At 40.9% G+C, this 24,191-nt stretch carries 31 protein-coding genes; 21 read left to right on the top strand and 10 right to left on the bottom strand.

The genetic code is table 11. The features are described from left to right. Positions 1-135: 135 nt before the first annotated feature. Positions 136-921, top strand: a complete 786-nt coding sequence (locus FYJ84_RS10030) for a glycosyltransferase (RefSeq protein ID WP_154407475.1) — start codon at positions 136-138, stop codon at positions 919-921. Positions 922-1,011: 90 nt separating this feature from the next. Here the strand turns inward: FYJ84_RS10030 and FYJ84_RS10025 are convergent, their stop codons facing one another. The 7 genes from FYJ84_RS10025 to FYJ84_RS09995 all read right to left on the bottom strand — a co-directional run bounded on the left by FYJ84_RS10025 (position 1,012) and on the right by FYJ84_RS09995 (position 5,910). After that, on the bottom strand, positions 1,012-1,308 hold the full coding sequence (locus tag FYJ84_RS10025; protein ID WP_154407474.1) for a hypothetical protein: 297 nt from the start codon (positions 1,306-1,308) through the stop codon (positions 1,012-1,014). Positions 1,309-1,687: 379 nt separating this feature from the next. Further along, on the bottom strand, positions 1,688-2,164 hold the full coding sequence (locus tag FYJ84_RS10020) for a JAB domain-containing protein (RefSeq protein ID WP_154407473.1): 477 nt from the start codon (positions 2,162-2,164) through the stop codon (positions 1,688-1,690). A 318-nt stretch (positions 2,165-2,482) separates the two neighbouring features. Next, positions 2,483-4,048: a recombinase family protein gene (locus tag FYJ84_RS10015; RefSeq protein ID WP_154407472.1), complete on the bottom strand. Its 1,566-nt coding sequence runs from the start codon at positions 4,046-4,048 to the stop codon at positions 2,483-2,485. A 32-nt stretch (positions 4,049-4,080) separates the two neighbouring features. Continuing rightward, positions 4,081-4,824, bottom strand: coding sequence for a DUF1643 domain-containing protein (locus tag FYJ84_RS10010; protein ID WP_154407471.1), 744 nt, complete (start codon positions 4,822-4,824; stop codon positions 4,081-4,083). Between the two features lie 36 nt (positions 4,825-4,860). Beyond that, positions 4,861-5,154 (bottom strand): DUF960 family protein, encoded by a 294-nt coding sequence (locus FYJ84_RS10005; RefSeq protein ID WP_154407470.1) that lies wholly within the window; start codon positions 5,152-5,154, stop codon positions 4,861-4,863. Between the two features lie 31 nt (positions 5,155-5,185). Continuing rightward, complete coding sequence (locus tag FYJ84_RS10000) at positions 5,186-5,491, bottom strand: DUF960 family protein (RefSeq protein WP_154407469.1); 306 nt, start codon at positions 5,489-5,491, stop codon at positions 5,186-5,188. A gap of 47 nt (positions 5,492-5,538) precedes the next feature. After that, on the bottom strand, positions 5,539-5,910 hold the full coding sequence (locus tag FYJ84_RS09995) for a hypothetical protein (RefSeq protein WP_154407468.1): 372 nt from the start codon (positions 5,908-5,910) through the stop codon (positions 5,539-5,541). 583 nt (positions 5,911-6,493) lie between these two features. On the opposite strand from FYJ84_RS09995, the gene FYJ84_RS09990 reads away from it, so the two are divergent. The 5 genes from FYJ84_RS09990 (at position 6,494) to FYJ84_RS09970 (ending at position 11,081) form a co-directional block, all read left to right on the top strand. Then, positions 6,494-8,491, top strand: coding sequence for a DUF927 domain-containing protein (locus FYJ84_RS09990; RefSeq protein ID WP_154407467.1), 1,998 nt, complete (start codon positions 6,494-6,496; stop codon positions 8,489-8,491). 38 nt (positions 8,492-8,529) lie between these two features. Next, complete coding sequence (locus FYJ84_RS09985; RefSeq protein ID WP_154407466.1) at positions 8,530-8,700, top strand: hypothetical protein; 171 nt, start codon at positions 8,530-8,532, stop codon at positions 8,698-8,700. 60 nt (positions 8,701-8,760) lie between these two features. Further along, positions 8,761-10,263, top strand: coding sequence for a recombinase family protein (locus tag FYJ84_RS09980; protein WP_154407465.1), 1,503 nt, complete (start codon positions 8,761-8,763; stop codon positions 10,261-10,263). A gap of 289 nt (positions 10,264-10,552) precedes the next feature. Further along, on the top strand, positions 10,553-10,819 hold the full coding sequence (locus tag FYJ84_RS09975) for a hypothetical protein (RefSeq protein WP_205764197.1): 267 nt from the start codon (positions 10,553-10,555) through the stop codon (positions 10,817-10,819). Continuing rightward, positions 10,803-11,081 carry a DUF4160 domain-containing protein gene (locus FYJ84_RS09970; protein WP_154407463.1) on the top strand — a complete coding sequence of 93 codons (279 nt, stop codon included), beginning with the start codon at positions 10,803-10,805 and terminating at the stop codon, positions 11,079-11,081. The genes FYJ84_RS09975 and FYJ84_RS09970 overlap by 17 nt, the downstream gene beginning before the upstream one ends. A gap of 298 nt (positions 11,082-11,379) precedes the next feature. Here the strand turns inward: FYJ84_RS09970 and FYJ84_RS09965 are convergent, their stop codons facing one another. Further along, a complete protein-coding gene (locus FYJ84_RS09965) occupies positions 11,380-11,745 on the bottom strand; it encodes a helix-turn-helix domain-containing protein (RefSeq protein WP_154407462.1) in 366 nt (121 codons plus the stop codon). 11 nt (positions 11,746-11,756) lie between these two features. On the opposite strand from FYJ84_RS09965, the gene FYJ84_RS14490 reads away from it, so the two are divergent. Continuing rightward, positions 11,757-12,458, top strand: coding sequence for an IS4 family transposase (locus tag FYJ84_RS14490; RefSeq protein WP_268878728.1), 702 nt, complete (start codon positions 11,757-11,759; stop codon positions 12,456-12,458). Positions 12,459-12,524: 66 nt separating this feature from the next. After that, the gene (locus FYJ84_RS14485; RefSeq protein ID WP_205764195.1) at positions 12,525-12,767 is read left to right on the top strand and encodes a hypothetical protein; all 243 of its coding nucleotides are present in this window, start codon (positions 12,525-12,527) and stop codon (positions 12,765-12,767) included. Positions 12,768-12,886: 119 nt separating this feature from the next. Here the strand turns inward: FYJ84_RS14485 and FYJ84_RS09955 are convergent, their stop codons facing one another. Next, complete coding sequence (locus FYJ84_RS09955) at positions 12,887-13,336, bottom strand: helix-turn-helix domain-containing protein (RefSeq protein ID WP_328596370.1); 450 nt, start codon at positions 13,334-13,336, stop codon at positions 12,887-12,889. 234 nt (positions 13,337-13,570) lie between these two features. Here FYJ84_RS09955 and FYJ84_RS09950 point away from each other — a divergent pair, with 234 nt between their 5' ends. The 12 genes from FYJ84_RS09950 (at position 13,571) to FYJ84_RS09895 (ending at position 23,666) form a co-directional block, all read left to right on the top strand. After that, positions 13,571-14,947, top strand: coding sequence for a serine/threonine protein kinase (locus tag FYJ84_RS09950; RefSeq protein WP_154407461.1), 1,377 nt, complete (start codon positions 13,571-13,573; stop codon positions 14,945-14,947). Between the two features lie 117 nt (positions 14,948-15,064). Beyond that, positions 15,065-15,694, top strand: coding sequence for a DUF4234 domain-containing protein (locus FYJ84_RS09945; protein WP_205764194.1), 630 nt, complete (start codon positions 15,065-15,067; stop codon positions 15,692-15,694). Positions 15,695-15,707: 13 nt separating this feature from the next. Further along, positions 15,708-16,100: a hypothetical protein gene (locus FYJ84_RS09940; RefSeq protein WP_154407459.1), complete on the top strand. Its 393-nt coding sequence runs from the start codon at positions 15,708-15,710 to the stop codon at positions 16,098-16,100. 132 nt (positions 16,101-16,232) lie between these two features. Further along, positions 16,233-16,856: a hypothetical protein gene (locus FYJ84_RS09935; protein WP_154407458.1), complete on the top strand. Its 624-nt coding sequence runs from the start codon at positions 16,233-16,235 to the stop codon at positions 16,854-16,856. Positions 16,857-16,871: 15 nt separating this feature from the next. Then, positions 16,872-17,249, top strand: coding sequence for a hypothetical protein (locus tag FYJ84_RS09930; protein WP_154407457.1), 378 nt, complete (start codon positions 16,872-16,874; stop codon positions 17,247-17,249). Positions 17,250-17,745: 496 nt separating this feature from the next. Next, on the top strand, positions 17,746-18,417 hold the full coding sequence (locus FYJ84_RS09925) for a zinc ribbon domain-containing protein (RefSeq protein ID WP_154407456.1): 672 nt from the start codon (positions 17,746-17,748) through the stop codon (positions 18,415-18,417). A 26-nt stretch (positions 18,418-18,443) separates the two neighbouring features. Beyond that, positions 18,444-18,917, top strand: coding sequence for a zinc ribbon domain-containing protein (locus tag FYJ84_RS09920; protein ID WP_154407455.1), 474 nt, complete (start codon positions 18,444-18,446; stop codon positions 18,915-18,917). An 89-nt stretch (positions 18,918-19,006) separates the two neighbouring features. After that, positions 19,007-20,047: an AIM24 family protein gene (locus tag FYJ84_RS09915; protein ID WP_205764202.1), complete on the top strand. Its 1,041-nt coding sequence runs from the start codon at positions 19,007-19,009 to the stop codon at positions 20,045-20,047. A gap of 309 nt (positions 20,048-20,356) precedes the next feature. Continuing rightward, positions 20,357-20,803 (top strand): zinc ribbon domain-containing protein, encoded by a 447-nt coding sequence (locus FYJ84_RS09910; RefSeq protein ID WP_154407454.1) that lies wholly within the window; start codon positions 20,357-20,359, stop codon positions 20,801-20,803. 165 nt (positions 20,804-20,968) lie between these two features. Next, positions 20,969-21,916 carry a zinc-ribbon domain-containing protein gene (locus FYJ84_RS09905; protein WP_154407453.1) on the top strand — a complete coding sequence of 316 codons (948 nt, stop codon included), beginning with the start codon at positions 20,969-20,971 and terminating at the stop codon, positions 21,914-21,916. A 96-nt stretch (positions 21,917-22,012) separates the two neighbouring features. After that, positions 22,013-22,789 carry a zinc ribbon domain-containing protein gene (locus FYJ84_RS09900; RefSeq protein ID WP_154407452.1) on the top strand — a complete coding sequence of 259 codons (777 nt, stop codon included), beginning with the start codon at positions 22,013-22,015 and terminating at the stop codon, positions 22,787-22,789. Between the two features lie 277 nt (positions 22,790-23,066). Then, on the top strand, positions 23,067-23,666 hold the full coding sequence (locus FYJ84_RS09895; RefSeq protein ID WP_154407451.1) for a rhomboid family intramembrane serine protease: 600 nt from the start codon (positions 23,067-23,069) through the stop codon (positions 23,664-23,666). 14 nt (positions 23,667-23,680) lie between these two features. Here FYJ84_RS09895 and FYJ84_RS09890 read toward each other — a convergent pair whose 3' ends face one another. Further along, positions 23,681-23,947: a GNAT family N-acetyltransferase gene (locus tag FYJ84_RS09890; protein ID WP_328596373.1), complete on the bottom strand. Its 267-nt coding sequence runs from the start codon at positions 23,945-23,947 to the stop codon at positions 23,681-23,683. Between the two features lie 124 nt (positions 23,948-24,071). On the opposite strand from FYJ84_RS09890, the gene FYJ84_RS09885 reads away from it, so the two are divergent. Continuing rightward, positions 24,072-24,191, top strand: a 120-nt coding sequence (locus tag FYJ84_RS09885; protein ID WP_328596372.1) for a helix-turn-helix domain-containing protein, incomplete at its 3' end; no start/stop codon positions are given.

The following is a 24,191-nucleotide window of genomic DNA, read 5'->3' as shown; positions in this document are numbered from 1 at the left end:
CACAGCCCTCCTTTGAATATTGTAAAGCATAACTGCATATAATAGATGATGAATATATTTGACATAATGGTGAATATATTCTATAATTACCATACCTTAACGAATTGACAGCCTTTATAATGTGGGAGATAAATAATGAGATTGTCTTGTCTAATACTTACTAAAAATAATGGAAAAACATTAGATTATGCAATGAGGAGTATTTTTCCTTATGCTAATGAGATAGTTTTGCTGGATTCAGGTTCTGATGACAATACATTAGATATTGCAAAAAAATACACGAACAAGATTTTATATCATGAGTTCGATGGCAATTTTGGTAATCAAAAAAATTATGGAATGAAGTATTGTACAGGTGATTGGATTTTTATTTTAGATGCTGATGAACTTGTAGGAAAAAACTTTTATAGATGCTTTTACTATTTAAATTCATCTTATAGAAGCATTGCATTGCCAAGATGCCACATCATAGATATACAAAACGAAAAACAGTTGATTACTCCAACGCACTATTATGACTGGCAGACACGTTTTATTCGTAATGATGGTAAAGCTTTTTATGCAGGAAATCCTGTTCATCATGCCTTACAAGGTAATAAACCTAGGCTACATTGTTGTGAAGCAAATATATTTCATTTGGATTTTTTAATTAATGATTATAAAGCCCGCAAGAAAAAAGTAGAATACTATGACAGTATTGCAGATGCAGGTTTTCCTACCATGTATTTACCAGAAAATTATCCATATCATACTATTAGTTTAATGGAATTACCTGAAGATAATATTCTTAGGGACTTAAAAGCTAATCTTGCTTTTAATAGGTATGAGTTAAATGATAGTGTATTAATTACATCTAGGGAAAAGGTAAAATGGATTTTAAGGCAGTTTGTTAGTCGAGTGCGAGGAACTGTTGGAGTTTAAGTTGTATATTTAATCTGATAATATAGAAAAGGATAATAAAAATGCCTAGCGGCATTTTTATTATCCTTTTCTTAATATAACCCCATTCGCTCATGCCATTCTGCCGCCGTTAGAACACCTTGTAAATAGTTGCCTAGAGTTGCCATAGGTTGTTACATGTTCACGCAGGGCAGCCGTATTGAAGCTGATGGCACGTCCCATGTTCTGTAAATTTGCAAGCTTGGATAGCTCCTCTGGCTCACCCTCTATTTCAAAGTAATCAGGGTAAACTTCTACATGGCTGGTTGGAAATACCTTGTGGACACTGTAAATGATGGATTTAGCGAAGTCCTGTAAATCAGTGGATTGTCTGGCATTTACGGATTTTAGATGATACCTTAAAATCATGGATTGTCACCTCTTTTCTGCATGGAGCTGAGGGCATACTGGCAAGCCTGAAATACTATTTGGCTGATAGATGTACCAGATGAATGGGATATTTCCCTAATTTTGTCTAAAAGCTCATCAGGAAAACGCAAGGTGATGTTGGATGTTGTTTCCTTGGGTTGTAATTCGAACATGTAATCAGTCCTTTCAAAAAATGATTTTTAATTTGCTCTATTAATTTGTTGTCAATTCCGCAGAAAAAAAACAAAGTGCAAAAAATTAACAAAAAAATAATATTTTAGGATAATCACATCAGGCAATTAGAATAACAGGCAAATAGCACTCTTAATGAGTTGCTAGATGCCTGTTTTCTTGCGGAAATTTAATGCTGAAATAAAACCTAAATACCATCACTTCTGAACAACTGCGGGATTGGTTGTGCTTCCTTGATGCTGAGAAAACCTGTATCAGAAACAATGATGTGGTCTAGCAGGGGGATTGCTAAAAGATTTCCTGCTTGAGATATTCTTTTAGTAACTTCAATGTCAGGCTTGCTGGGGGTATTGTCGCCGCTGGGGTGATTGTGTACCATGATGATGCCCTCAGCATTGTGCAAAAGGGCAGTTTTGAATATTTCCTTTGGGGAAACGAGAGAGTAGGATGTTGAGCCTCTTGAGATTTCCTGTACCCCCATAATCATATTTTTGATGTTCAGGGAAATCAGTATCAGGACTTCCTGAGCTTCCTGTTCGAGATGAAAAATATCCATAGCTACTTGGGCGGCATCTTCTGGGCAGGTAATGCTTCTGGGGAGGTCGTAGCGGTGGCAACACTCCTTCACTAAGCATATTTTGTTGATGGTGATGTTGATAGCCATATCAGTAATACCTCAATTTTTAAAAATCAAAAAATAGTCGATAAAATACACAATCCGCCTAGCTTGAGTCCGGAAGGAAGCTATAGGCGGATTGTGCTTTTAAAAATATGCTGATTACTTACGTTTTTTCTTAAGCCTGTTCACGGCTACGGCAGTAGTTGCTCCCAATGTAAAAGCTTCAACTGCCGCTGTTGATACAAGGGCTGCTACTGGTGCTAAAAAGAACATGTTAAAATACCTCCTAATCGAAAATGCTGTCTGTAGTTTCCATGATGGCAAAAGTTGTGGCAAAACCGCCAATGAACCATCCCATAGTACCTACGCTCCTCTCACATGTGAGCCATAATGCTCATAAATCATTTTTCTTGTAAAATCCACTTCCATCTCCAAGGATAATCCAGAATCATAGTTTTCACCTGCCTTTAAAATAAGCTTCACATCAAATTTAGACACCCTGATTTCGCTGATAAAGCGTTGCAGAAGCAGTCTGTACTCCTCAGAGCCGTACATTGCATTATTGTATTCTTTCATCACCCCCTCTGGTGTCCACTCAATAGCATCTGATACCTTTTTCGGTATTTCATTCATACATGTTTCTAGCCTTATTTTTTCTGAATTAAGTTTTTCAATCTTCTGATACAATGCCTCGTTCAGCAAGCCCTTCTCAACCAGCTGCATGAGGTTCTTTAGTTTCTCATTAACGGCTGTTAGTTCGTGCTGAAACTGCTCCAATTTTTTAGTGGTACTGCCTGATAATTGTTTTACTTTTTCCGCATAATCAGCTTGGATTTTTGTGAGATTTTCCAGTGTGAAAAAATGTTCTTTCATATAGTTGTCGATAAAATCATCAAGGTACAGGTGATTGATTTCACGATTTCCACATACAGTACGAAGCTGGGCGCAGCGATAGGTGGACAAATAGTATTTTTTGTTGCCTGAGCGTCTGCTACTGCCTGACATGTGCCTACCGCATACACCGCATACTACCTTGCTGCTAAGCAGATAATATTTCTTTGTGATTCTGCACTCAACCCTGTGGATATTCATGCTCAATCGCTTTTGTACACGCTGGAACGTTTCCTTGGGAACAATAGCTGGACAGCCACCTTCAACGCGCACAATTTCTGAGCTATCCTTGTATTTGTGCCCGTTCCGTTTGCCTGAATTATCCTTGCTGGCAAGGCGGTTGTACACATAGACACCGTTGTATTTCTCATTGTGCATAATTGTGTACAGGCTGTTCTTGTTAAAAATATTGCCATTTCTAGTGCGATAGCCTTCCTGCTCCAGCTTTTTCATGATATAGGTGTACTGAAAACCTTTGTCATAAAGGTCGAAAATCATGCGGACAATCACAGCTTCATTTTCGTTGATAACCAGTGTCTTGTCAGGGGCAAGGGAATATCCTAGCGGTGGCTTTCCGCCAGTGTGCTTGCACTTCAGGGCATTTTCATTCAGTCCCTTCATGACCTCTCTGGACAAGTTTTTGGAATAGTATTCGCTCATGCCCTCAAGAAGCGACTCCATGATAACGGACTCAGGGCTGTCGTTAAGCTTTTCCAAAACACTGAACACAGTAACTCCGTTACGCTTCAGCCTGTTTTTGTACATGGCTGAGTCATAGCGGTTGCGGCTGAACCTGTCCAGCTTGTGAACCAGCAGTATATCAAAAAGTTTTTTGTCGGAGTCCTTAATCATCTGCTGGAAGGCTGGTCTTTTGTCACTGGTGGCGGATTTTGCCTCGTCAACATAGGTTTCCACAATCAGGTAATGATTTTCCTGACAATATTTTTTCATGGCACGGATTTGGGCATCAATGCTTTCCGCTCTCTGATTGTCAGAAGAAAATCTTGCATAAAGGGCTACACGCTTTAGCGTGGTCATATAATTCACCTCATCCTATTGCTTGGAATACATCAGGAAGCGATTTCCTGAGTACCAGAATGATTTTCATGAGACTGCACTGCCTGTGCTGGCTCAGAGGTAGTACAGGATGTAATTGCCTCATTTTCCTGCGGTTTTACGCCATTTGTGCCAGCTTTTTCAGCCTTTTCTGATGTGCCTTTGACGGATTTTTTCTTGTCAGGTTCGGATTTTTTTACAAGGGACAGGCTCGCCTGATAATTCTTCATCCATGCTTCATAGGCAAAGTCCTCCAAAATCCAGCCGTTGCGCACCTGTGGTGTCAGAGGGTGCAAGCCAATCCTGCCTGTGGTATCGCCGATTAATTTTATCTTGTGGCTGTGCTTTTCCAGCAGCTTCAGGATGTCATGCTGACGTTTCTTTACCCTCTGATTGTTTTCACCGATGGTTCCCCAGGCAATGATGATAAGCTGTGCCTTTTCAGCTGATTTCATGATGTAGGCATCAGTATCGGGATGGAGCAGGACTTCATCGCTGTTGAAGCGGAAGCTAATCTTGTTTGTCATAAGGCTGTACATGTTGGCAATCTCCACAGCACCATAATCCAGTGCCTCGAGGTTGTTGAGAATACATACAGTGGTCATATCGGTATGAATCAGGGCAGAGGAGCTTGGATTAATCATAATCACAAGGGCGGTCGGCTTGTTTCTGTCCCATTCCCTGCGCAGGAATAAACGATGGTTTTTGTCATCGGAAAATACTGCTTCACTCTTGATAGTTGCTTTTTTAGTTTCCATGATAATTCACTCCAAATCTTATAATAGTTTGCTAATTCATTCCCTTGCCAGCAAGCTGATGGTGCCTGTGTCACAGGCAGTAAGCTTACATTCAAAGATACTGCCATCAGTTTCCATGAACACCACCTGTTCAAAGGCAGGGATTTTCTGATAATGCTCTATTCTCTGCACAGGCTTGCCATTCATCATAGCAACTGATAAATCAAAAAATTGCTCTGGAGTTTTTGCAACAGAAGCTGGCATAGAGTCAATCAAGTGCCAAAGAAATAGCTGTGTTTTCACAGGCAAATCATCGACTGATGATGATATATAACGCTGGTTGCTAAACATGGTCTGTCCTCCCAATTGCAATTAATGTTCATCAATATTCATGTGCCCAGAGCATGGTACTGTGGTCTCCGTCATCAATAACGAAGATTTTCCCATTCTTGATGTCATGGGCAGGAAGGATGCCGAGGTGAGCGACTTCCTGATAATTTGGCATTTCCTGTTTGTGGTGCACCTTCTGTACTGGCTTGCCATCGACAATTTCCTTGGAAAGCTGAAATACCTGAAGGTAGTCCTTTGGTTCAGGCATATCATCAATCATTTTCCACAGAAGAAGCTGTGTCGGAAAGGGCAGGGACGCATCAATTCCTGCCGTGAGATACCTCTTGTTCTTAAACATAGTTTCTTATATCCTCCTCATCTAATATTGCCATGTGAAAATAGATACTACGCATGATTACCACCTGTATTTGCCGTGATTTCCTGCAATTCATCAGGCGAAAGCAGTACGGATGGTAGCAGGAGATTGTAACTGAATTCAGTACCAGCCATAATCAGCAGATTGAGGTACTGTAAGCCATTTTCCTGCTCAATAACATCGGCATATTCCACGGCTGTAATGTCCAGGGACGGATGATTGTGCAGGAATTTTCTAAGTTCCTGCATAGAGCTGATAATAACACAGCTACCGCCATCAATGCCTGCACTGGTGTAATACCTGTCCAGCAGGCTGACACATTCCTGTGCGGCAGAAAACAGCTTGCTGTCGATTTTTGTGCGGATGGCAGAAAGCTCACGCATGGACTTTACTTCATACATAAATATTCCCCCTAAATAAACGCCCCTGCCATCGGATAAGGATAGCAGGGGAAATAACGCTTCTAGCTACCTGATTTTGATAGCTAAAATGATAATATATGTTTGTAAAATCTGAATTTACGATTTTGCAGAGGTGCTGTTAAAAATGTCCTTCCTAATCTGCATATCACCCTTCTAATTTTTGCGGGTTTTCGGGTTTTTCTCCTGTAACACTAATAAAATCAAGGCATGGCGGTGCAACCCGTTCGGGTTTTTTGTGATTTTCTAATCGGAAATCGGGTTTTGGAATACACTGTTTTCTGTCTATCAGGAATGGACAAAATACAAGAAAAGTTTTTTAAAATTGTGATTTTGTACGTCATTTCGCTTGTTCATAAGCAAGAGTTTTTTAATACATATTACAAAGTATAACCCTTTTTTCCAGGTAATTTTGTATAGTTGTGACTCGAAGGTAACCAAGGTTGAAGAAACCCCGTAAAACGCTTATTAGCGGTGTTTTCGGCAGTTTGTCAAATTCATACAATAATGGTAGAATTTTAATAGTTAATTAATTTCTATATTTAGTACAAGGAGGTACAAGAAAATGGAACTTACACAACTATCTGTAGGTGAAGTAGAGCAACAACCTGTTCTACAAGAAGCTGATGAAGACCAAGAAGCATTTCTAAACGTAGAGGACGAGATTCTCGATGATGATATGCTGGTCGATGAAGTTTCAGATGATGTTGTCAGGGAGGATGAGGTGTTGGAGTCTAATCTCGGTTCTGAGGTGGAGGAAAACAGCTATGAAGAACCTGATACATCAGAAGCGGAAATGACATGTGATGTTGTACCACTGCCAGATGAAGCGGATAATGTCACGCAAGATGATGATAATTATGTTCCAGATGAAGTTGTTGAGGAATATGGTCTTAGTCAAGAACAGGTGGATGATATTGCAAGTTACAATCTTACTGTTTTGAAATGCATGGAAAATCTTTCAGATAGGCAGGTTTACATTGAGTTTTTAGGACTGAATTGGTATGGCAATGGTGTCACATTCATGTTAAAAGGTTCAGAAGCCTTTTCTAGTAAGCTTTTTGATGTGCTTTTGGATAAAGGCTTTGATGTTGACTTGATGATGGGAAAAGAGGAAAAAATCGCTTTTTGCAATGCCATGAAGGAAAGTGCCAAGCGGTTGGGGCAAGGCTGTTTTTTGTATGATGGTCTGGGATATCAGCTGGATGCAAAAGGTGAGCGTAAGTATTTTCCAGATTTTGCTGGGGAAAATTACGATTATGCAGGTGATGTGGATATTAAGGCATCAGGGCGTGCAAAAAAATGGGCAAGCATGTATAATGAATGGGTTTCAGGACATGCTAAACTGGAACTTGTTGTTGCTATTGCTTTGACAGCACCAGTGATTTACAGGATTAATCAGTTCCAGCCGATTGGTAACTTTCTAGTTTCATTTATCGGGGAGAGTAGCACAGGCAAAACCACAGCGTTACAGCTGGCTCTGAGCATCTATGGAAAGCCTACGCGGGGCAATGGCGGACTGATGGACACATTGCATGGAACTGTCAATGCCATTACAAATTCAATTCGCAAGAAAAATGGTTTTCTAAACGGCTTTGATGAGGCTACAGGCACACTCTTAAAATCAGGGAAGGCATCTGAAATCTGGAATAACATGATTTACGACTTTTCCACGGGTGAAGATAAAAAGCGGATGCGAAGTGACCTGTCCATGAATGAGCGTAGCTGTTGCTATAGCACGACGATTTTTACTTCTGAATTGTCAATCATTGAGTCACTGAATAATTCAATCGAAGGGCAGGCAGTGAGGCTGCTGGAAATTGAGGGTGGTTTTACTGATACACCAGAGCAGTCAAATGAAATTAAGAAATTGAGTCTTGCAAACTACGGCTGGATTGCAGGATATTTTGTTCGAAGACTGGAAAAACTTGATGATGACGATTTGAGGGAATTGTATGAAGCTTGCAAGAAAAGATTAGCGGACAAAACTTCTGTTGATAGCAGATACAGGACGAGAATATTGGAAACTCTGGCTGTGGTGCTGGTAGCAGCGAAAATTGTCAACGAGGTTGCTTATAAGGGAAAGCCCATGCCAATCGAAATTGATGAGGAAATGCTGATAGAAAGCTTAGTCGAAGTATCTCAAAGTGCGGTTCCCAAAGAACTTACGGCAGAGATGATTTTGGATACTATCACCAATAATTTACTCAAGGCAAAGGCTTCCAAGACAGGCTACTCTGACAAGTGTGGCACTTTGACAAGTCTTCCTGATGGGACACTGGAAGCATTCATCGTCACGGATTATTTCAAAAAATGGCTTAATGAAGCTGGTGGTGGTTCAAAGAGTGAAAGAAGTCTTATCAGCAAGCTGGTGGATGCTGGTGTGCTGGTGCTTCCAAAGGATAAGTCACACAAAACTTTCCAGCGCAAGATTGGCGACCTGACCGTACGGGGATACCTGTTGAAGTTTAAGTCACAAGAAAATGTAGAAAAAGAATTAAAAAAGTCAGTAAAGCACAGAAAAAAGAAGGAAAAGAAAACTCTGCTGAAAGATGATGATTAATTAAGAAAATATGTATGAGTGTAGTGCAGAGGTACAAGATGAACAAAGGAAAATTCTTACTGACGGTGTCTGTTCAGGAACTGAACGGCTTTGATATAGAGAAAATTGACATACCTGAGATGCCAATGCTAGAAATGCGGAAAATAAGCCTTGACCTCTTGTTAGAGGTTTTGGAACATAATAGACAATTAAATAAAAAATTACAATAAATAAGTTTAGTGAAGGGCAACCAGCATAATGTTGGTTGCCCTTCTTAAATAGGGGGAAGCATGATGGAAAATCAGGCTGGAACAAAATGCGTGGCATATTGCAGATACAGCAGCTACGGGCAGAATCCATTGAGCATAGAACAGCAGAAACACTGCATAGTCCAATATGCTAAAATGATGAATTTCACAATTGTAAAATGGTTCACGGATGAAGCAAAAACAGGAACAAATGCTAAACGTGATGGATACATTGCGATGCTGGATTACATTGCCATCCATTACAAGGAACTCTCATTTGTTGTGGTCGACCAAGTGGACAGACTGCATAGGAATGTGATGAACTACTATTCATTTAAAAAAGATTTGACATTGAAAAACATGGATATAAGGTCAGTCAAGAATGAGGTAGAAGATACCGTGATTGGGCACTTGACGGAGTCGCTTGCGGTCAGCGTGGCACAATACCTTGCAGAAGTGACTGGGGTGAGGGCAAAGCAGAGGTTGATGGAAACAGCTGAGAAGGCACAGCATTGTGGCGGAACAGCACCTTTGGGGTACGATGTTCGAAATGGAAAACTTGTCATCAATCAACTGGAAGCACCAGCGGTCAAGGAAATATTCCTGCTTTACAACGAGGGATACGGCTACAAAGCCATAGCACAGGAACTTAATCGCCAAGGATACTTGACAAAGAAAAAGCAGCCTTTTGTGCAGAACTCAATCAGGGATATTCTTTTCAATGAAAAATACATGGGAACATTCATCTACAACAAGGCAGAAGCCAAGCAGAAGCATGGCGAAAGTGCAGGGAAAAGGAATACCCACAAAAACAAGGCTGATGAGGATATCATACGGATTGAGAATGACCATCCTGCTATCATCAGCAAGGAGCTTTTTTTTGCCGTGCAGGAAAAATTGTCTGCTAAAGGGAGCAAAAATACGTCTAAGGATAGAAGCTACCTGCTTAGAGGGATGATACACTGCAAGGACTGCGGTGCTACATTTACAGGTGACACTTCTACCTCTGGCAAAAGCAAGAAAAAATATTCCTATTACAGGTGTCCTTCCAAGGAAGTGGGGAAATGTTCCACCAAGAAGCTCAATCGCTGGATTTTGGATAAGCTGGTCACTCAGTTGATTTTTGCAGGAACTTTTGCCAAGAAATCAGCTACAAAATTGTCTTCAGTGCTTAATCAAAAAATACGGAAGGATGAAATACTCAATAAAAAATTGGAAATGCTGTCGAAGAATATTGCTGACCAAGAGCGGAAGCTGGGAAATCTTACTAATACACTTTCGGTGATTGACAATGAAATTACAAGGAAGCGGATTTTGAATCAGATGGACACAGTTAATGCCAACATGAAGGTTTTGCAGGATGAGCGAAATACTATGGAATCACTGCTGGCAAGGCAGTACACAGCAGAAGAAGTGCAGGAAGCTATCAGAATATTGCCGGAATACATCAGGACTCATAATACCATACTAACAAGGCGATGGCTTCAAGCACATGTACATAGTATTGATGTTGATAAAAATAATGTAGAAATAAAGTTCTCCTAGTTGACAAGAGGGGAATTTTCATAGTAAAATGAAGAAAAGTAAAATTCATGAAAGTTCCCTAGGGGGAGTTTTCATGAGTGTGACATTGATGATGGTTTCGCATTTCGCCCAAAAGGTTAGGTGCGAACCATCTCCACCAGACATTCTGCCGATTACGGAATTGATTATGGATTTTGGACATAATCGGCTACATATATGTGTCAGAAGTGGCACTGTGAGCCAGCTGGTATAGTGCCAGCTGGCTTTTTGGTTTACAGGACAGGGAGTGATTGAGATGATGCACCCATTCATGGAGCTAAATGATGGAACCCAGATAGTTCATTCTGATGTGATGTACGATGAGACGGGCAAGGAAGTGGTTGAGGTGTATGTGGAAAAGCCTATAAACCTTGGATTCAAGTCTGCGTACTGTTACCTGCCTGCGTACAAGTGGGATAAGGTGGATGGTTTTGATGAGGAAGAAATGAGGCAGTTAGAGGAAATTATTCAGTCTACTGCACATCTGATTATCCAGTTTGCCAGACAAGGAGGTCTTGGCAATGCCGCAAATTTTTAGGATTGCAGGTTACTTGATTTATTTCTGGTCTAATGAAAGTGAGCCATTGGAGCCTGTGCATGTGCATATAACGAATGGAGTGCCAACGGCAAATACTACTAAAGTGTGGATTACCAGGAGTGGAAAATGCTTGCTGGCAAATAATGCCTCTAAAATTCCTGACAGGGTTTTGAGAGATTTGATGGCTGTTATAGAGGCAAGGTCAGGAGAAGTTGTTAAGAAGTGGTATGAATTTCATAAGGAGATTTCTTATTATTGTTAGTAGACAAATATGTTCTATTGATTGATATAATTGATGTGCTATAAAAGCTCAGTTTGGTTTGTGCCAGCTGGGCTTTTTTCTTAGACTAGGGCAAGGAAAGGAGAAAGCTGGGGGATTGCAAATATGATAAAACCCGATTAGTATCTGCCTATAGATAGTACCAATCGGGTTTTAGTTTTTCGATAAATTTTTAGTTTTTTATTAGAAGGACATTTAGTGGGTGTATCGTTTGGTAAAATCAATGTAGCATTGATTGGGGTAATATATTAAACGGATGTTAGATATGGTGTTATGTATGTCAGTTTTTGTTAGGCGAGTGTTTTTCCAGCAAGAATTGTGCAAACTGTGTCATGTAATTAACATCAGACTTTGGCAGTTTGCGACAAGTTGCTAATAATTCCTGCAAGTGTACTGGCAGTTCCAAAGAGGTTTCCTCAATATATCCACATGATTGGAGCAGGCAATTATAATCCAAGTCATAGGCAGTTGCAATAAGTTGGAGTGTTTCCGGTGTTGGCTTATTTTTGATGCCGGTGCGGTGGTCACCCCCTTTTTCCAGATTGTTTAGGTAGGTGTGGCTTATGCCAATAAGTCGAGAAGCATTGCGTAAGCTGAGTTTCATGGCTAATCGCTTTTCTTTTATAATGTCAGGAAAATTGTTCATCTGCACACCCCTTGTATGAAAGGACTGGATTCAAGCGGACTGAATATGCCTCCCGTGTGTTTGACCATGTGTCAAAGCGATATATGAAGGGCCTCAGGCTATTGACCTTGGGCTGGACAGATGGCTGCACGTTCATGCCAATCAATTCTTCTTTGCTGGCCTCAAATAAGGAAGAAAACATCCTTGGTACACGTAGCAAGATTGACAAAAGGACTATCTCTGGCCAGCGTCGTCTTATGGCTTGCCCAAAAGTTACTGATGTCATGATATATTTGTTGAAAACAGCATTGGGAGCAGGACACAAGGCAAAATATGTGTTGTTTGACAGCTGGTTTTCCAATCCCAAACAGATTCTTGATGTAAAGGAACTAGGGCTTAATGTAATAGCTATGGTCAAACGCAGCAGCAAACGGAACTACATATTTGAAGGCAAACATATGAGTATCAAGAAGATATTTGCCTCTTGCAAGAAGCGACGTGGTCGCTCTAAATATCTTCTTTCTGTTCCAGTGAAGGTAGGCCAGGACAAAAATGGCGACAATGGCATTGATGCCCGTATTGTCTGTGTCCGCAATCGCAATAAACACAAGGACTGGATTGCCATTATCTGCACTGATATGAGCCTGAGCGAACAGGATATTATCCGTATTTACGGCCATCTCTGGGCTATTGAGGTATTCTTCAAAACTTGCAAAAGCAGTCTGCTATTGTGAAATGAATATCATGGCCTTTCCTATGACGGCCTTACCGCACATGTTGCAATGGTTTTTACACGCTACATGCTATTAGCAGTTTCTAAGCGAGATAACGAAGATGACAGAACTCTTGGCGAGTTATTCTATCTTATGGTATCCGAAGTAGCAGATATAACCTATCATGAATCAATGATGATCATAGTTGAAGCTATGCTGGCAACAGTGCAGGAAGAATTCCATATCACTGATGAGCAGATTGAATGCTTCTACAATGAATTTATGTCCAAGTTGCCTGAGTCCATGCAACGCTTATTGCAAGCTAATTGAGAAATTTATCTTTTGAAATATACAGTTTTCAAGGAGCCGTTAGGATTTTCTGTGTGGGAAGTTTGAGTTACATATAATTATTTGGGCAGTACACATTCTGCCCTATACAGTTCCACTGCCTACACCAATACCACGTTTTCTCCCAACTGCATCAACAGACAGTTCACATCTATGATTTTCATTTTCTTCTTCAAAGCATAGAAAATCACGCTGTCCCAGGGATTTCTGACATACAGCTGCCTTACGCCAGCACAGTAGAGCAAGAACTGTGTCTCCTCTACGCTTAACTCCATGGCAATAGCCAAAGCCAATATCTTTTCCCTGCCCGGACGCTTCCTACCGGAAAAAATATGATATGCATATACCTTGTCCAGCTTGGAACGCTCTATTACCTCAGCTTTGGTCAGCCCCTTCTGTTCCAATAGCTGCTCCAGATATTCCGGCAAGCTAAAAGACCGCATGCTTTCCTGATTCATGCACAAATATGCCTCAATATCCTGATAGTTGCCAATATTCTCTATTTCATTCTCCAGTTGAGCTGTATCCTTTACTTTTTCAGTACAATTCACACTATTTCCTCCATGTTATAAACACTACATTATTGAAAGAAAATTCCTCTGCATTTTTTTCAATGAGGTGACCACGAGGATGGATATATTAGCCCCACCCTGTCATATCATATTATACTAAATTTCAGCTAACTTTGTTTACCCAATAGGACAATAGTTTTTTTATAAATTATTTGACTCCCATTCCCGTATCTTGGATAATAAACTAAAAGCATTGGCAAAGGAAGTTTTACTGTGAAGGATTTTGCTACAGAGTTCATATTGAACAAATATCAAAGGCTCCAACTCCTGCACAACAGTCCCAAGGGCAAGGTGTGGCGGGCGATAGACCAGGATAGCAACCAGAAGGTCATCCTGCGGGAGCTGTCACGCTTCAATCCCGTCTATGAGGAGCTAAAGAAGTATAATTTTTCTATATGTCCGGAGATTTATTTTTATACCCAAGGAGAAAGCAGCTCCACTGTTATTGAGCAGTACATAGAGGGCAGTACCTTGGCGGATTTGCTTGCCCAAAATTATGAATTTTCTCCCCAGCAAATCCAGCAGATGCTCAGCCGCCTTTGTCATGGCTTGAAAGAACTACATGAATGTGGCATCATCCATCGGGATATCAAGCCTGCAAATCTGATTCTCCAAAATCCAGAGCTGCCAGAAAGCCTCTATCTGATAGATTTTGATGCCGCTCGCCTGCTATCTGGTCACAAGGCTACTGACACGGCACTGCTGGGTACCCGTGGCTACGCTCCCCCGGAGCAGTATGGCTTCAGCCAGACCGATGCCCGCAGCGATATCTATGCCCTAGGCTGTACCTTCAAGGAAATCTTGGGTCCTCAATACCGTGGCAGGCTCATACTCATTCTAAATAAATGCTGTGCTATTGATCCCCAGGCACGTTATCAGAATGTGGATAAGCTGCTAAAGGCATTGAACAGGCCGCCAATTTTCCAATGCCTTGCCCAGCATAAACGCAATATCCTTGGCCTTGGCATGGCTGTAGGAATGACCGCCATCTGCTTTACCGCATATATTAATTACACAAAAACTGAACCTGCCCCTGCCATTCCCCAGCATGAGACAACGGAAAGCCAGACAGAAACCACCCTGCCCTCTTCCGATGAAGCTGCGCCCCAAGTCAAAGACACCACCGCTCCATCTACTCTGTCCCCAGCGACTGCCCCTAAACAAGCTGTGTTAAAACCGGCCCAGAACATTATCTATCCCCAGTATTACGCCAATGGCAATCCCCTCCTTAGCCATGAGGATGGTGTATATATGCCAAGTACTAGCAGCAGAGTCACCATTTCCAACCAAGAGCTACAGGCATCTGGCGGACATTTTCCCGGCAATACTCCTATCAGCCTCTCCATCACCAATCCCACCGCGGCCAATCTGGAAAGCCCTGTCCTGTCCATTATCTACAACGATATGGCCGGCATCAGCCACACCAGCCTACAGCTCCCTACCATTGCTCCAGGCGATTCTGCCCAAATTTCCCTGCCTATGGAAGAGTTTGCCTGTCAGGAGCCTCTATCCTTGGTCGTCAACATCTCTAGCCCCAGCCCACAACGGATATTCGCCAAGGAAATGCTCATCGTTTTTGATATACAATAAATAATCTGTCTTTTGTCCCAACGGGTAAACACAAAATATTCATAAGCTTGTATAATGCAAAGTATCAGCACATTAAGTATTCATATGAAAGATTTTTTTATTCAAGGAGTGAGACTTATGAGTAAGGTTTGTGAAAACTGTGGTGCAGAATTACTAGATGAGGCAACGAGCTGTCATGCCTGTGGCAAGGAGGTTGCCACAGAGCATGCATTGAACCTGGTTCCACAAGAACAATCCCAGGTTCATGTAGAAGGTGGCCAAAGTCCACAAGTTCATACAGAAGGTGGGCAAATTCCTCAGGTTCATGCAGAAAGTGGGCAAAGTACTCCAGTTCATGCAGAAGGTGGGGAAAATTCCTCAATTGTAACAACGATGTTTTGTGACCGTGTCGAGCGCATGAGCATTCTAAAGTTCATGTTATATTCCTGTTGTACGCTGGGGATTTATAGCTTCTTTTGGTGGGCAAAGCTTGTCAATACAGTTCATACCTTGGTGGGTAGAAGGACAACTGCCTCAGGCGGAACAGCTGTCTTTTATATCATGATAACCTGTGGTATTTATGGTATCTATCTGATGTGCAAACTAACCGATGCCTTAAATGAAGCTATGTACCAGCGCGACATTAAAGACAGCCGTGTCTCCACCATCTTAGCTATATTATTCCCTATTTTCGTTTTAATTCCGGCGGTCAATAGAATTATCGACTTTGATTATTCCAGGGGCGTTCGCTATTTGTCATATCGGTAAGAGGTATATTATCATGAAAAAATTATTATTGGTTCCAGCTTTCATGTTGGCATTTTTCTTCTCCACAATATCCAGCGTCAGTGCTGCCGATGTCTGGGTGGATCATTGGGACTCTGAAAACAAGGATATCTATGTAGTAGAAGATACTATTTCTGGTAACAGCACTAATTTTTCAGTCGTCGTAAAGGAAGTACGAAATGGCAGACTAATAAATCAGCAGTCTTGGTATTTCAATAAATTTAAAACTGACTTTTGGCGTTGTCAATCAGACGAAATGCGAATCAAGGCAGCAAAGAAGGGCATCGGAGCACCGATGTCTGTAGTTTGTGCACCAAACGGAGTGTTTGAGTATTGTGCAGACAGCTTGGGAATCTACTACTATATCGATGGTTACTATTACTACTAATATCCCCTGAGCAAATTTAAACAATATACAATTTTTCTTTTGTCCCCACGGGTAAACAAAACCCGTGGGGATTATTCTATAATATCACTATCAAATAATTATTATTTACTCATGTTTTAAGGGGATGATTTTATGGAAACACTATGGTGGTTAGTAGGGAAGTTTTTTTGGCTGATGGCTATATTGATGGGCTTAACAAGCTTTTATTGCCTTATTCGGCTAAAACTTTTAACATTTGTTAAGCTTGCTTTTTTTGCTTCATTGGCTCTCGGTATTGGTGGATGTGCTGATGAACAAGCCCAACTGGCAGCTATGACGCCTGAACAGCGAGCCGAATACGAGTTAAAACAAGAACAAAAGAAGCAAGAAGAAAAAGCCGCTAAAGAAGCTAAGAAAGCCCAGGAAGAAGCGGACAAGAAAAATGCTGAGGAAGTTGAGCAGGCAAAGCAGGCTGAAGCCCAAAGCATAGCTGAAGGAAAAAAAGCGGAGGCCGAACGCCTAGCGGAAATTGAAGCTCAAAACAAGAAAATCGAAGCTCAAAGAAAACAACAAGAACGAGATAATACCATCAGTATAGGTGATTCCAGAGCCAAGGTTGAACGACTTCTTGGCAGGCCTAATGATATTACTAGTATGGAATCGGCTCTGGGTGAAGAAATCCACTACTACTACTATAAAAACGGTATAAATATCCTTGGAGGAATGGACATTTATTACTTCTCCGATGATAAATTAGTATTAGTTCAACATGAATAAGCAAGGAGGACAAACATGATTATCAAAAAATATTTTGCAACTTTATTTATCTGTTTAGGAGTGCTCATCGGCAATATGGCCCTGGCTGCATCATCTGCCTCGGCAGCCGATGCCTGGGTCTATGAAAAAAACGGCATCGATACCTATGTTGTAACTGACAGCGTAAACTACAACACCGGATTTAAAGCCGGATATGCTATAGTAGACATCAAGCATGTCCATCACAATAGCGGCAGCCTTGTTTCCCGGCGTACATTTAGCTTCAACCACTTCATAGATGCCGGCATCAATACAATAAGCATCTGGGATGAGGTAAATGAATTTTCCTTGGGCACGATTGATGACAATCCAGAAGGTGCCGCTATTTATAGCTGGCTGAAAGCTAACGAATAATAATTATTACGGGATGGAATTTACTACACCTATAATGACTGATTCTATGATTGATATTCCCCTGACAAAATAGTTAAGAGCCATATCCCCAAACGGTCTGAAACTAGATTAATGTCTGCATTGCAGCAGTATTAATCTAGTTTTTGATTTTTAGCGGAAATTTTTGAAGTTTTGCCCTAGAGGGACATATTGTGGGGGCATGGTTTGATACAATCAAAATGACGAGTAGAGTAGTAGGAATATAAAATAAAGATACTAAATGTTGATAGCTTTATGTGTTATATAACGGGGCATATATATACCGTACAGGAAAACAAAAAATATTTATGTGAAAGCAGGATTTTTGACATGGATGTAGAAGTAATATATAACGAAATGTTTTATAGATATCAATTATGGTATTTGAAATGTATTATATCGCAATTCCCAATAAATACAACAAGGCAGTTATGAGTTATTGATACTTATAATTGTATAGCTTTTAGGAGGATTTATAATGGCAGAATCAAAAATATTCAAGCTGAAGGATGGCATTACTGACAAAGATATTGCTAGTTGTGTCGAAAGATTTCTCAGTGTAGAGAAAGAACTGTATGCTGAGACTGTTCAAACTAGTGAAGGCTATTTGGTACAGGCTAAGGAGTCAGATTCCTGGAAAAAATTTGCTGGCATGAGCAAAGCTACGCAGGTGCAGATTTATCCAACCGCAGATGGGGTGATGGTCAATATAGGAGCTGGCAAGTGGATAGATAAGGCTGGGGCGGCAACAGTAGGGATGCTGGTATTTGCTCCGTTAGCAATTACCGCAGCTATTGGTGCATGGGGACAGAAAAAATTGCCGGAAGAAATATTCAGTGCGATTGAGAAGTTTATTGTTAATGGTGGTACGTCATGTGTTTTGAATATGGGTACAAAACCAGCTGTAAAAGATGGTGAAAGCTTATGTCCCAAATGTCATGCGGCAAATGATAAAAACGCAAAATTTTGTTCAGGCTGCGGAGCGCAGTTAGCAAATTGCTGCCCAAAATGTGGGAGTCAGATATCTGCTGGTGTTAAATTTTGCCCTGAATGCGGTGAGAAACTGGAGACAGAGAAGCACTGTCCAAATTGTAATGTAGTAGTTACTGACGACCAAAAATTTTGTTTAGAATGTGGTACTAAGTTGTAATTATGAAAATAGTGGAGGGATAAGGTATGTTTTGTTCAAATTGCGGTACTAAATTAGAGGATGGAGTAAAGTTTTGCTCCGGGTGCGGAACACCTATTGGAGGTGCAGCTCCGATTGCACCATCAGCACAAAAGCAGGTGGAAAGGCCTAATAATGTTAATGAAGAAATTTTAGCTAAGAATAAAGTTGGAATGAGCAAGAATAACTCCTTTACTGGTTCGACAGGTACAGGCATGGTCACCAATAAACGGGTAGTGTTTAAGAAGATTTCTTTAGCAAAAATTTTGGTGCTGGGGCCTTGGGCATTACTGACTGAGGGCAATCTGGATTTAGATTTACCATATAGTGAGATTCAGGATGTAAGAATTGGCAAAATAAAGTTTACAAAAGCTGTTATTATTACGGCAAAGGATGGCAATGAATATGCATTTACCTCACAGATGGGACCTTTATCCGATTTTTCTCAAGAGTGGTACAACCATATTAAAAAGTTTATCTAATTGGTGAAATGTGATGTATTCATCAGAAACTGTAAATACTGGATAATATATCATTCCTAGTTTATTTCTTATAAGGAGCTGTGAAAAAGATGTTTTGTACTAATTGCGGACAAAAAATGCCGGATAATTCTAGATTTTGTACTAATTGCGGGACACAACTTAGTTCTGCATCAGCACCAACACAAGCACCAGAATCAGCATCAGAACCTATATCGTCAACAGTTGAAACTGCAACGCCTGAATTGGTATATGATGGCAATTTTTCAGTAAAGCAGGAGGAGGGGGGTAACAGATGTTGTGTGTCTGAGCTTGGAGCAGTAAAGGTATATGAATACAAAAAAGATTTATCAACGAATCCACTTTCAGCAATGTTTGCATATTATGCGTCTGAAATGAATATACGCAAGCGTCAGGTATGGATTGAATTGAACGATGATTCGTACCGCTTGCAAGCTGGCGCTATGCAGATGATGGTAGGCAATATTGCTGTAAAGTCAGATGTAAAAGATGTGGGCGATTTTCTAGGGAAAATGGTAAAAAGTGTCGTAACTAACGAATCTGCTGTTAAACCACTGTATTCAGGTAATGGCACGTTGATACTTGAGCCGACATATAAGCATATTTTGTTGGTTAATCCAAGTGATTGGGATGGCGGAGTAGTTGTGGAAGACGGCATGTATCTTGCAAGCTCTGGCGATATAGAGATTGATATGCAGTCAAGAGCCAATTTTTCTTCTGCACTTTTGGGCGGAGAGGGATTGTTTAATACCAAATTGGTTGGCAACGGAGTAGCTGTATTGGAGTCCTCTGTACCCTATGATGAATTGATGGAGATTACCCTTGAAAATAGTGTGGCAAGGATTGATGGACCATATGCTGTTGCCTGGTCTGGCAGTTTGGATTTTACTGTTGAGAGGGTTAATGATTCTATTATTAGCAGTGCTGCCACTGGCGAAGGGGTAGTTAACGTGTATCGTGGGACAGGGAAAATTCTTGTAGCCCCGATTGATGATTTGGGCGAAGAAAAGGCAATCGAAAATACATCATCTTCAAATGCTAATCCAGATTCACAAACAGCTTCCAAAGCTGGTACTGCATTGAAGCTCATTAATAGTTTTCTCGATGATTAACTAGGGGTGAACTTTTGCAACTGGATATAGGGAAGAAAAGGTATTAGCATAGAAGGTCTAGTTGGGTGTATCAGCTGGACCTTCTTTTTTTGCTTGATGGGATGCTCAGAAATATATGATTACAAGTAGATGTTGTTTTCAAATGCAATAGTAACAACGTTTGTTTCATTGACTTCCAAAACGTATTGTTTTAAAATCTACACTAGGTGTTTGTGTCCGTATACATGAGTATATATGACCATATACTGTTTGGGCAGCGTTGTGTAAGCGCGTAACTGTATTTTTAGAATTTTTAGGAGTGAATGTATTATGGGGAAAAAATGTCCGACATGTGGAAATGAAGTTGAAGGCAATAGCAGGTTTTGTGGAAAGTGCGGTAATAGTGTAGATACAGAAACTGAAGTATCTGACAGGGAAGCTTTGGGAGAGAATTTTCTGCAAAGCATGTCTGTGAAGATAGGTATATTTAGTGCTGTTATTGCTGTGCTTGGTTTTTTATTCAAAAAGGTGGATCCAACTATCGGTGCAATTGTCTTTGCATTAGCAGCACCAATGTTTATTATGAGTGCAGTGGTTACTATATATAATTTTATTTTTGGAAGAGCTGGTTTGTTAATCAAATTAGCATGTTTTTCACTTTATGGTGCTATGACCGGGTATATGCTGGGGATGAAGAGTGCCGTTACTATCGGTGTTGGTATTTGCTTCGTAATAGTTGCAGGAGAAGCATTTAAAAGGATTTTTTTGCATAAGTAGCTTATGTGCAGCCTGCTAGCTTTATACACCAATTTTTATAGTTTTTCTTTACAAGGACATAATATGGGGCTGTTGTTTTATATAATCAGGATGTGATTAAGATGGTATAACCGATTTTAGTGAGAGGCACATTAGATTTTATTTTTATAGAATGGAAAGGAGCAAATGTATATGGGAAAGTTTTGCGAACAATGCGGAAGTCAGTTGAAGCCGGGTGCAGCGTTTTGCGAAGCCTGCGGTGCCCGTGTAAAAAGTTTCTCGGCTAATGGCAATATGGGTAGTGGTGGCACTAGTAATGTTAGTGGTGGCACTAGTAATGTTAGTGGTGGCACCACTAAGGTTAGTGCTGGAAATACTGGCAGGATTGGAACTGTCGCTGCTTCAGATGTTACCAGTAAGGGAAAATCAAGCGGTGTAGTAGCAGGTATTGTGTTGCTGCTGGCTTTGTTTGGTGGCGGCTGGTATTATTATCAAAATTACATGGAGGTTACACCTACAGCTACGGTCATGGATGAGGCTGGCAGTACAAAATCTGCTGAGGTATCAGATAATAAGGACAAGGTACAATCTGATAAGCAGGCTGTGAAACCAGAGGAAACGCCGTTGGAAAAGGCTCAGACGCAACTTTCCGCTAAGGGCGTCAAAGGGACTGTAATAGCTTCCACTATAGAGAAACGCAATAATTCCGGGTATTTATCCATCGTAAAAAATGGAGAGCAGTACAGTATTATTACCTATGATTTGAGAAATCAGCGCATCGGGCAGACTGCCTTTGATAAAAGGCTGCTGTATTTTACCAATAAGCGGCCAAAGGCTGGAGATTCGGAAGTGGTTATTTTTGATATAACGATTTTTGATGATGTGCACGATGCTGATGATAAGAGTGGTGTTTGGAATGGCAATAATCATTTGCTGCCGGTTTATGCTTTTTATAAACTGGATGCTGATGATAATGTTATTCCGGGTATGCTGAATACGGGAAGCGGGGCAAAACCATCTCATTTTCACAGTTATTTTAATGAGCAGCGCAATGTGGATACGATTAATCTTTTCCTTACGGATATTAAAAATTTGCAGGAAAATGTGAATGAAAATCAGGTGGCTCTGCCGTGATTTATCGGCTTCAATGCGTGATATTGCTGCCTGTTGACAAATGTTGATTTGTTTTTGGGCAGGTTTTATATTAGAGGTTTGTGGGAGGAATAATCAATGAAGTTTTGTAGCAAATGTGGAACTAAGTTGTCTGATGATGCAGTTTTTTGTTCAAGTTGCGGAGCTAGGATGGAGGCATCCGTGAGTGCTCCGGCAAGTACCGGGACAGAGGGAGTTAAGCCTGGTGTGCCTAGCAGTACCAATGGTGGTCAGGATTTGACAGAGGTTGCTGGCAATGTTGTTTCTAATCTGACTAATACGGTAAATCAGGCTCTCAATAGCGAAAAGGGACAGGAATACCTGACAAGCAGCAGCAAGCTGGGAAATATCGGCTATGCAGCGGCTGTATTGGGGGCAGTATCCGTATTTTTTCCGGTAATTTCTTTTGGCGGCTTGGGAGGTAATGGAACCAGCATTATGCAGGAGAGCAAGCTTATAGGTTTGTTGATAATACTTGTTTCTCTTTTTGGTGCCTATGGTGTAAATGTCAGGAAATATGCTGTGACCTTGGCATCAGGGCAGGTTTTGATGGTTTTGAGCTTTATGGGGTTTGCGGCCTATAATAGTCATCTCAATAATAATTTCATTGGCAGGATGATGGGATATGATTTGGGAATTTATTTACCTCTGTTGGCAGGCATCGTAATGGTTCTGATGGCTGGTTTTCTGTCCCTTGCTGTCAAGCAGATAAAGCCTGATATTGTAGGCGCAATCAATGAAATTAGGGCAATGGAGTTCAGTACGGTGGAAATTAATGGATATAACATAAATGTTGTTGTTCTAACTGTTATATTATTGGTGCTTGTTTTTCTTGGTGGAGTGCTATCTAAATAATTGTTGCCATTAATTATTTGACTAGCACTATTTATCTTAAGTGTGTGTCAGTTAGAGTATGTAGACTGTTTGAGTTCTTTTCCTTAATAAAAAGTGGCCTGTTTCAGATTGTTATCTGGACAGGCATTCTTTTTATATATTAATGGTTATTGATCGCAAATATAAGCAGCGAAGGATATATTTTCTTTGCAATACTGTGCAGGTTGTGGTAGCATACAATTATCCGTCAGGAGTTTTGCCTGCCGGTATTTCACAGAATAGGAGCGAATGAATCGATATGGATAATAGTTATCAGTCTTCCAGTAATTCACAGCAGAAATTCAAGGTTATTTTCAATTCACCGGTGGTTGTATCTTTTTCGGGTATCTGCCTGGCGGCAATGCTGCTGGATTATGTGACAGGCGGCTGGAGCACGGTTACATTTTTTTCTACTTATGAGTCATCCTGGCTGAATCCCCTGACTTATGTGCGGCTGGTGGGGCATATTTTTGGACACGGCTCCTGGGAGCATTTTTTCAGCAATATTACGATTTTGCTGCTTATAGGGCCCATGCTGGAGGAAAAGTATGGCTCCAAGTTTATTTGTGAATTTATTTTCCTGACCGGCGTGGTGACGGGGCTTGCCGCGGCACTATTCTACACCAATATTCATCTGATGGGTGCCAGCGGCATAGTGTTTGCTTTTATCATGCTGTCGTCCTTTACAAGCTTCAAGGGCAGCGGCATCCCGATTACCTTTATTCTGGTGGCTGTTATTTATCTGGGCGGCCAGATAATAAGCGGCATGACCATGAATGATAATGTATCATACCTGACACATATTGTAGGTGGCTGCGTAGGCAGCCTGGTGGGGTACAATTTTAATCAGAAAAAGTGAGGGAGCAGTGGCTGTTACAGCTTCCTCTGCAGATAAATCATATCCACCAGCTGTACACCGCACTCAAATATAGGGTGGTCGTAGTTGTCCGTGAAAAAGTTTTTGATGATATGGTGACGGATAAAGCCGCATTTTTCGTAGAAGGGAATAGTGAGGGGGCTGTCACCGGTGCCAACCTGCAAGATAGCGTAGGTATTTTTGTATTCAGCAACAAGATATTCAATAAGCTTTTTGGCATAGCCTTTGCCCTGATATTCAGGTGCAGTGGCTATGTTTTTTATCTTAATGTGGCAGAAGACTCCCTGCCTCTATAGGCGGGAGATGAATGCCACGTCCACCGAATTTACGCAAGTAATTGAGGTGGACAATAGAACGTATCGATGATATAATAATAGGTGGCAGGAGGTGAATGATGTGTTACAGCAAAAAGGCTATCTGTATCGAATATATCCCACTAAGCAACAGCAACAGCTAATCAATCAGACACTGGGATGTGTCAGGTTTGTGTATAACAGGTTTTTGAAT

Origin of the sequence: Anaerovibrio slackiae, assembly GCF_009695585.1 — a bacterium.
GTDB lineage: Bacteria > Bacillota > Negativicutes > Selenomonadales > Selenomonadaceae > Anaerovibrio > Anaerovibrio slackiae.
Note: the sequence above shows the minus strand (reverse complement) of the source record. Positions and strands in the feature narration are given on the sequence as shown.

What these genes read in the sequence shown, in the direction of transcription:
- FYJ84_RS09925 (WP_154407456.1), top strand. Translation starts at nt 17,746, where the DNA reads ATGGCAGAATCAAAAATATTCAAGCTGAAGGATGGCATTACTGACAAA.
- FYJ84_RS09940 (WP_154407459.1), top strand. Translation starts at nt 15,708, where the DNA reads ATGAAAAAATTATTATTGGTTCCAGCTTTCATGTTGGCATTTTTCTTC.
- FYJ84_RS09920 (WP_154407455.1), top strand. Translation starts at nt 18,444, where the DNA reads ATGTTTTGTTCAAATTGCGGTACTAAATTAGAGGATGGAGTAAAGTTT.
- FYJ84_RS09990 (WP_154407467.1), top strand. Translation starts at nt 6,494, where the DNA reads ATGGAACTTACACAACTATCTGTAGGTGAAGTAGAGCAACAACCTGTT.
- FYJ84_RS09900 (WP_154407452.1), top strand. Translation starts at nt 22,013, where the DNA reads ATGAAGTTTTGTAGCAAATGTGGAACTAAGTTGTCTGATGATGCAGTT.
- FYJ84_RS09905 (WP_154407453.1), top strand. Translation starts at nt 20,969, where the DNA reads ATGTATATGGGAAAGTTTTGCGAACAATGCGGAAGTCAGTTGAAGCCG.
- FYJ84_RS09895 (WP_154407451.1), top strand. Translation starts at nt 23,067, where the DNA reads ATGGATAATAGTTATCAGTCTTCCAGTAATTCACAGCAGAAATTCAAG.
- FYJ84_RS09915 (WP_205764202.1), top strand. Translation starts at nt 19,007, where the DNA reads ATGTTTTGTACTAATTGCGGACAAAAAATGCCGGATAATTCTAGATTT.
- FYJ84_RS09935 (WP_154407458.1), top strand. Translation starts at nt 16,233, where the DNA reads ATGGAAACACTATGGTGGTTAGTAGGGAAGTTTTTTTGGCTGATGGCT.
- FYJ84_RS09980 (WP_154407465.1), top strand. Translation starts at nt 8,761, where the DNA reads ATGATGGAAAATCAGGCTGGAACAAAATGCGTGGCATATTGCAGATAC.
- FYJ84_RS09970 (WP_154407463.1), top strand. Translation starts at nt 10,803, where the DNA reads ATGCCGCAAATTTTTAGGATTGCAGGTTACTTGATTTATTTCTGGTCT.
- FYJ84_RS10015 (WP_154407472.1), bottom strand. Translation starts at nt 4,048, where the DNA reads ATGACCACGCTAAAGCGTGTAGCCCTTTATGCAAGATTTTCTTCTGAC.
- FYJ84_RS10000 (WP_154407469.1), bottom strand. Translation starts at nt 5,491, where the DNA reads ATGTTTAAGAACAAGAGGTATCTCACGGCAGGAATTGATGCGTCCCTG.
- FYJ84_RS09945 (WP_205764194.1), top strand. Translation starts at nt 15,065, where the DNA reads ATGAGTAAGGTTTGTGAAAACTGTGGTGCAGAATTACTAGATGAGGCA.
- FYJ84_RS09930 (WP_154407457.1), top strand. Translation starts at nt 16,872, where the DNA reads ATGATTATCAAAAAATATTTTGCAACTTTATTTATCTGTTTAGGAGTG.
- FYJ84_RS10020 (WP_154407473.1), bottom strand. Translation starts at nt 2,164, where the DNA reads ATGGCTATCAACATCACCATCAACAAAATATGCTTAGTGAAGGAGTGT.
- FYJ84_RS14485 (WP_205764195.1), top strand. Translation starts at nt 12,525, where the DNA reads ATGCTATTAGCAGTTTCTAAGCGAGATAACGAAGATGACAGAACTCTT.
- FYJ84_RS09985 (WP_154407466.1), top strand. Translation starts at nt 8,530, where the DNA reads ATGAACAAAGGAAAATTCTTACTGACGGTGTCTGTTCAGGAACTGAAC.
- FYJ84_RS09975 (WP_205764197.1), top strand. Translation starts at nt 10,553, where the DNA reads ATGGAGCTAAATGATGGAACCCAGATAGTTCATTCTGATGTGATGTAC.
- FYJ84_RS10030 (WP_154407475.1), top strand. Translation starts at nt 136, where the DNA reads ATGAGATTGTCTTGTCTAATACTTACTAAAAATAATGGAAAAACATTA.
- FYJ84_RS09910 (WP_154407454.1), top strand. Translation starts at nt 20,357, where the DNA reads ATGGGGAAAAAATGTCCGACATGTGGAAATGAAGTTGAAGGCAATAGC.
- FYJ84_RS10010 (WP_154407471.1), bottom strand. Translation starts at nt 4,824, where the DNA reads ATGGAAACTAAAAAAGCAACTATCAAGAGTGAAGCAGTATTTTCCGAT.
- FYJ84_RS10005 (WP_154407470.1), bottom strand. Translation starts at nt 5,154, where the DNA reads ATGTTTAGCAACCAGCGTTATATATCATCATCAGTCGATGATTTGCCT.
- FYJ84_RS09995 (WP_154407468.1), bottom strand. Translation starts at nt 5,910, where the DNA reads ATGTATGAAGTAAAGTCCATGCGTGAGCTTTCTGCCATCCGCACAAAA.
- FYJ84_RS09965 (WP_154407462.1), bottom strand. Translation starts at nt 11,745, where the DNA reads ATGAACAATTTTCCTGACATTATAAAAGAAAAGCGATTAGCCATGAAA.
- FYJ84_RS10025 (WP_154407474.1), bottom strand. Translation starts at nt 1,308, where the DNA reads ATGATTTTAAGGTATCATCTAAAATCCGTAAATGCCAGACAATCCACT.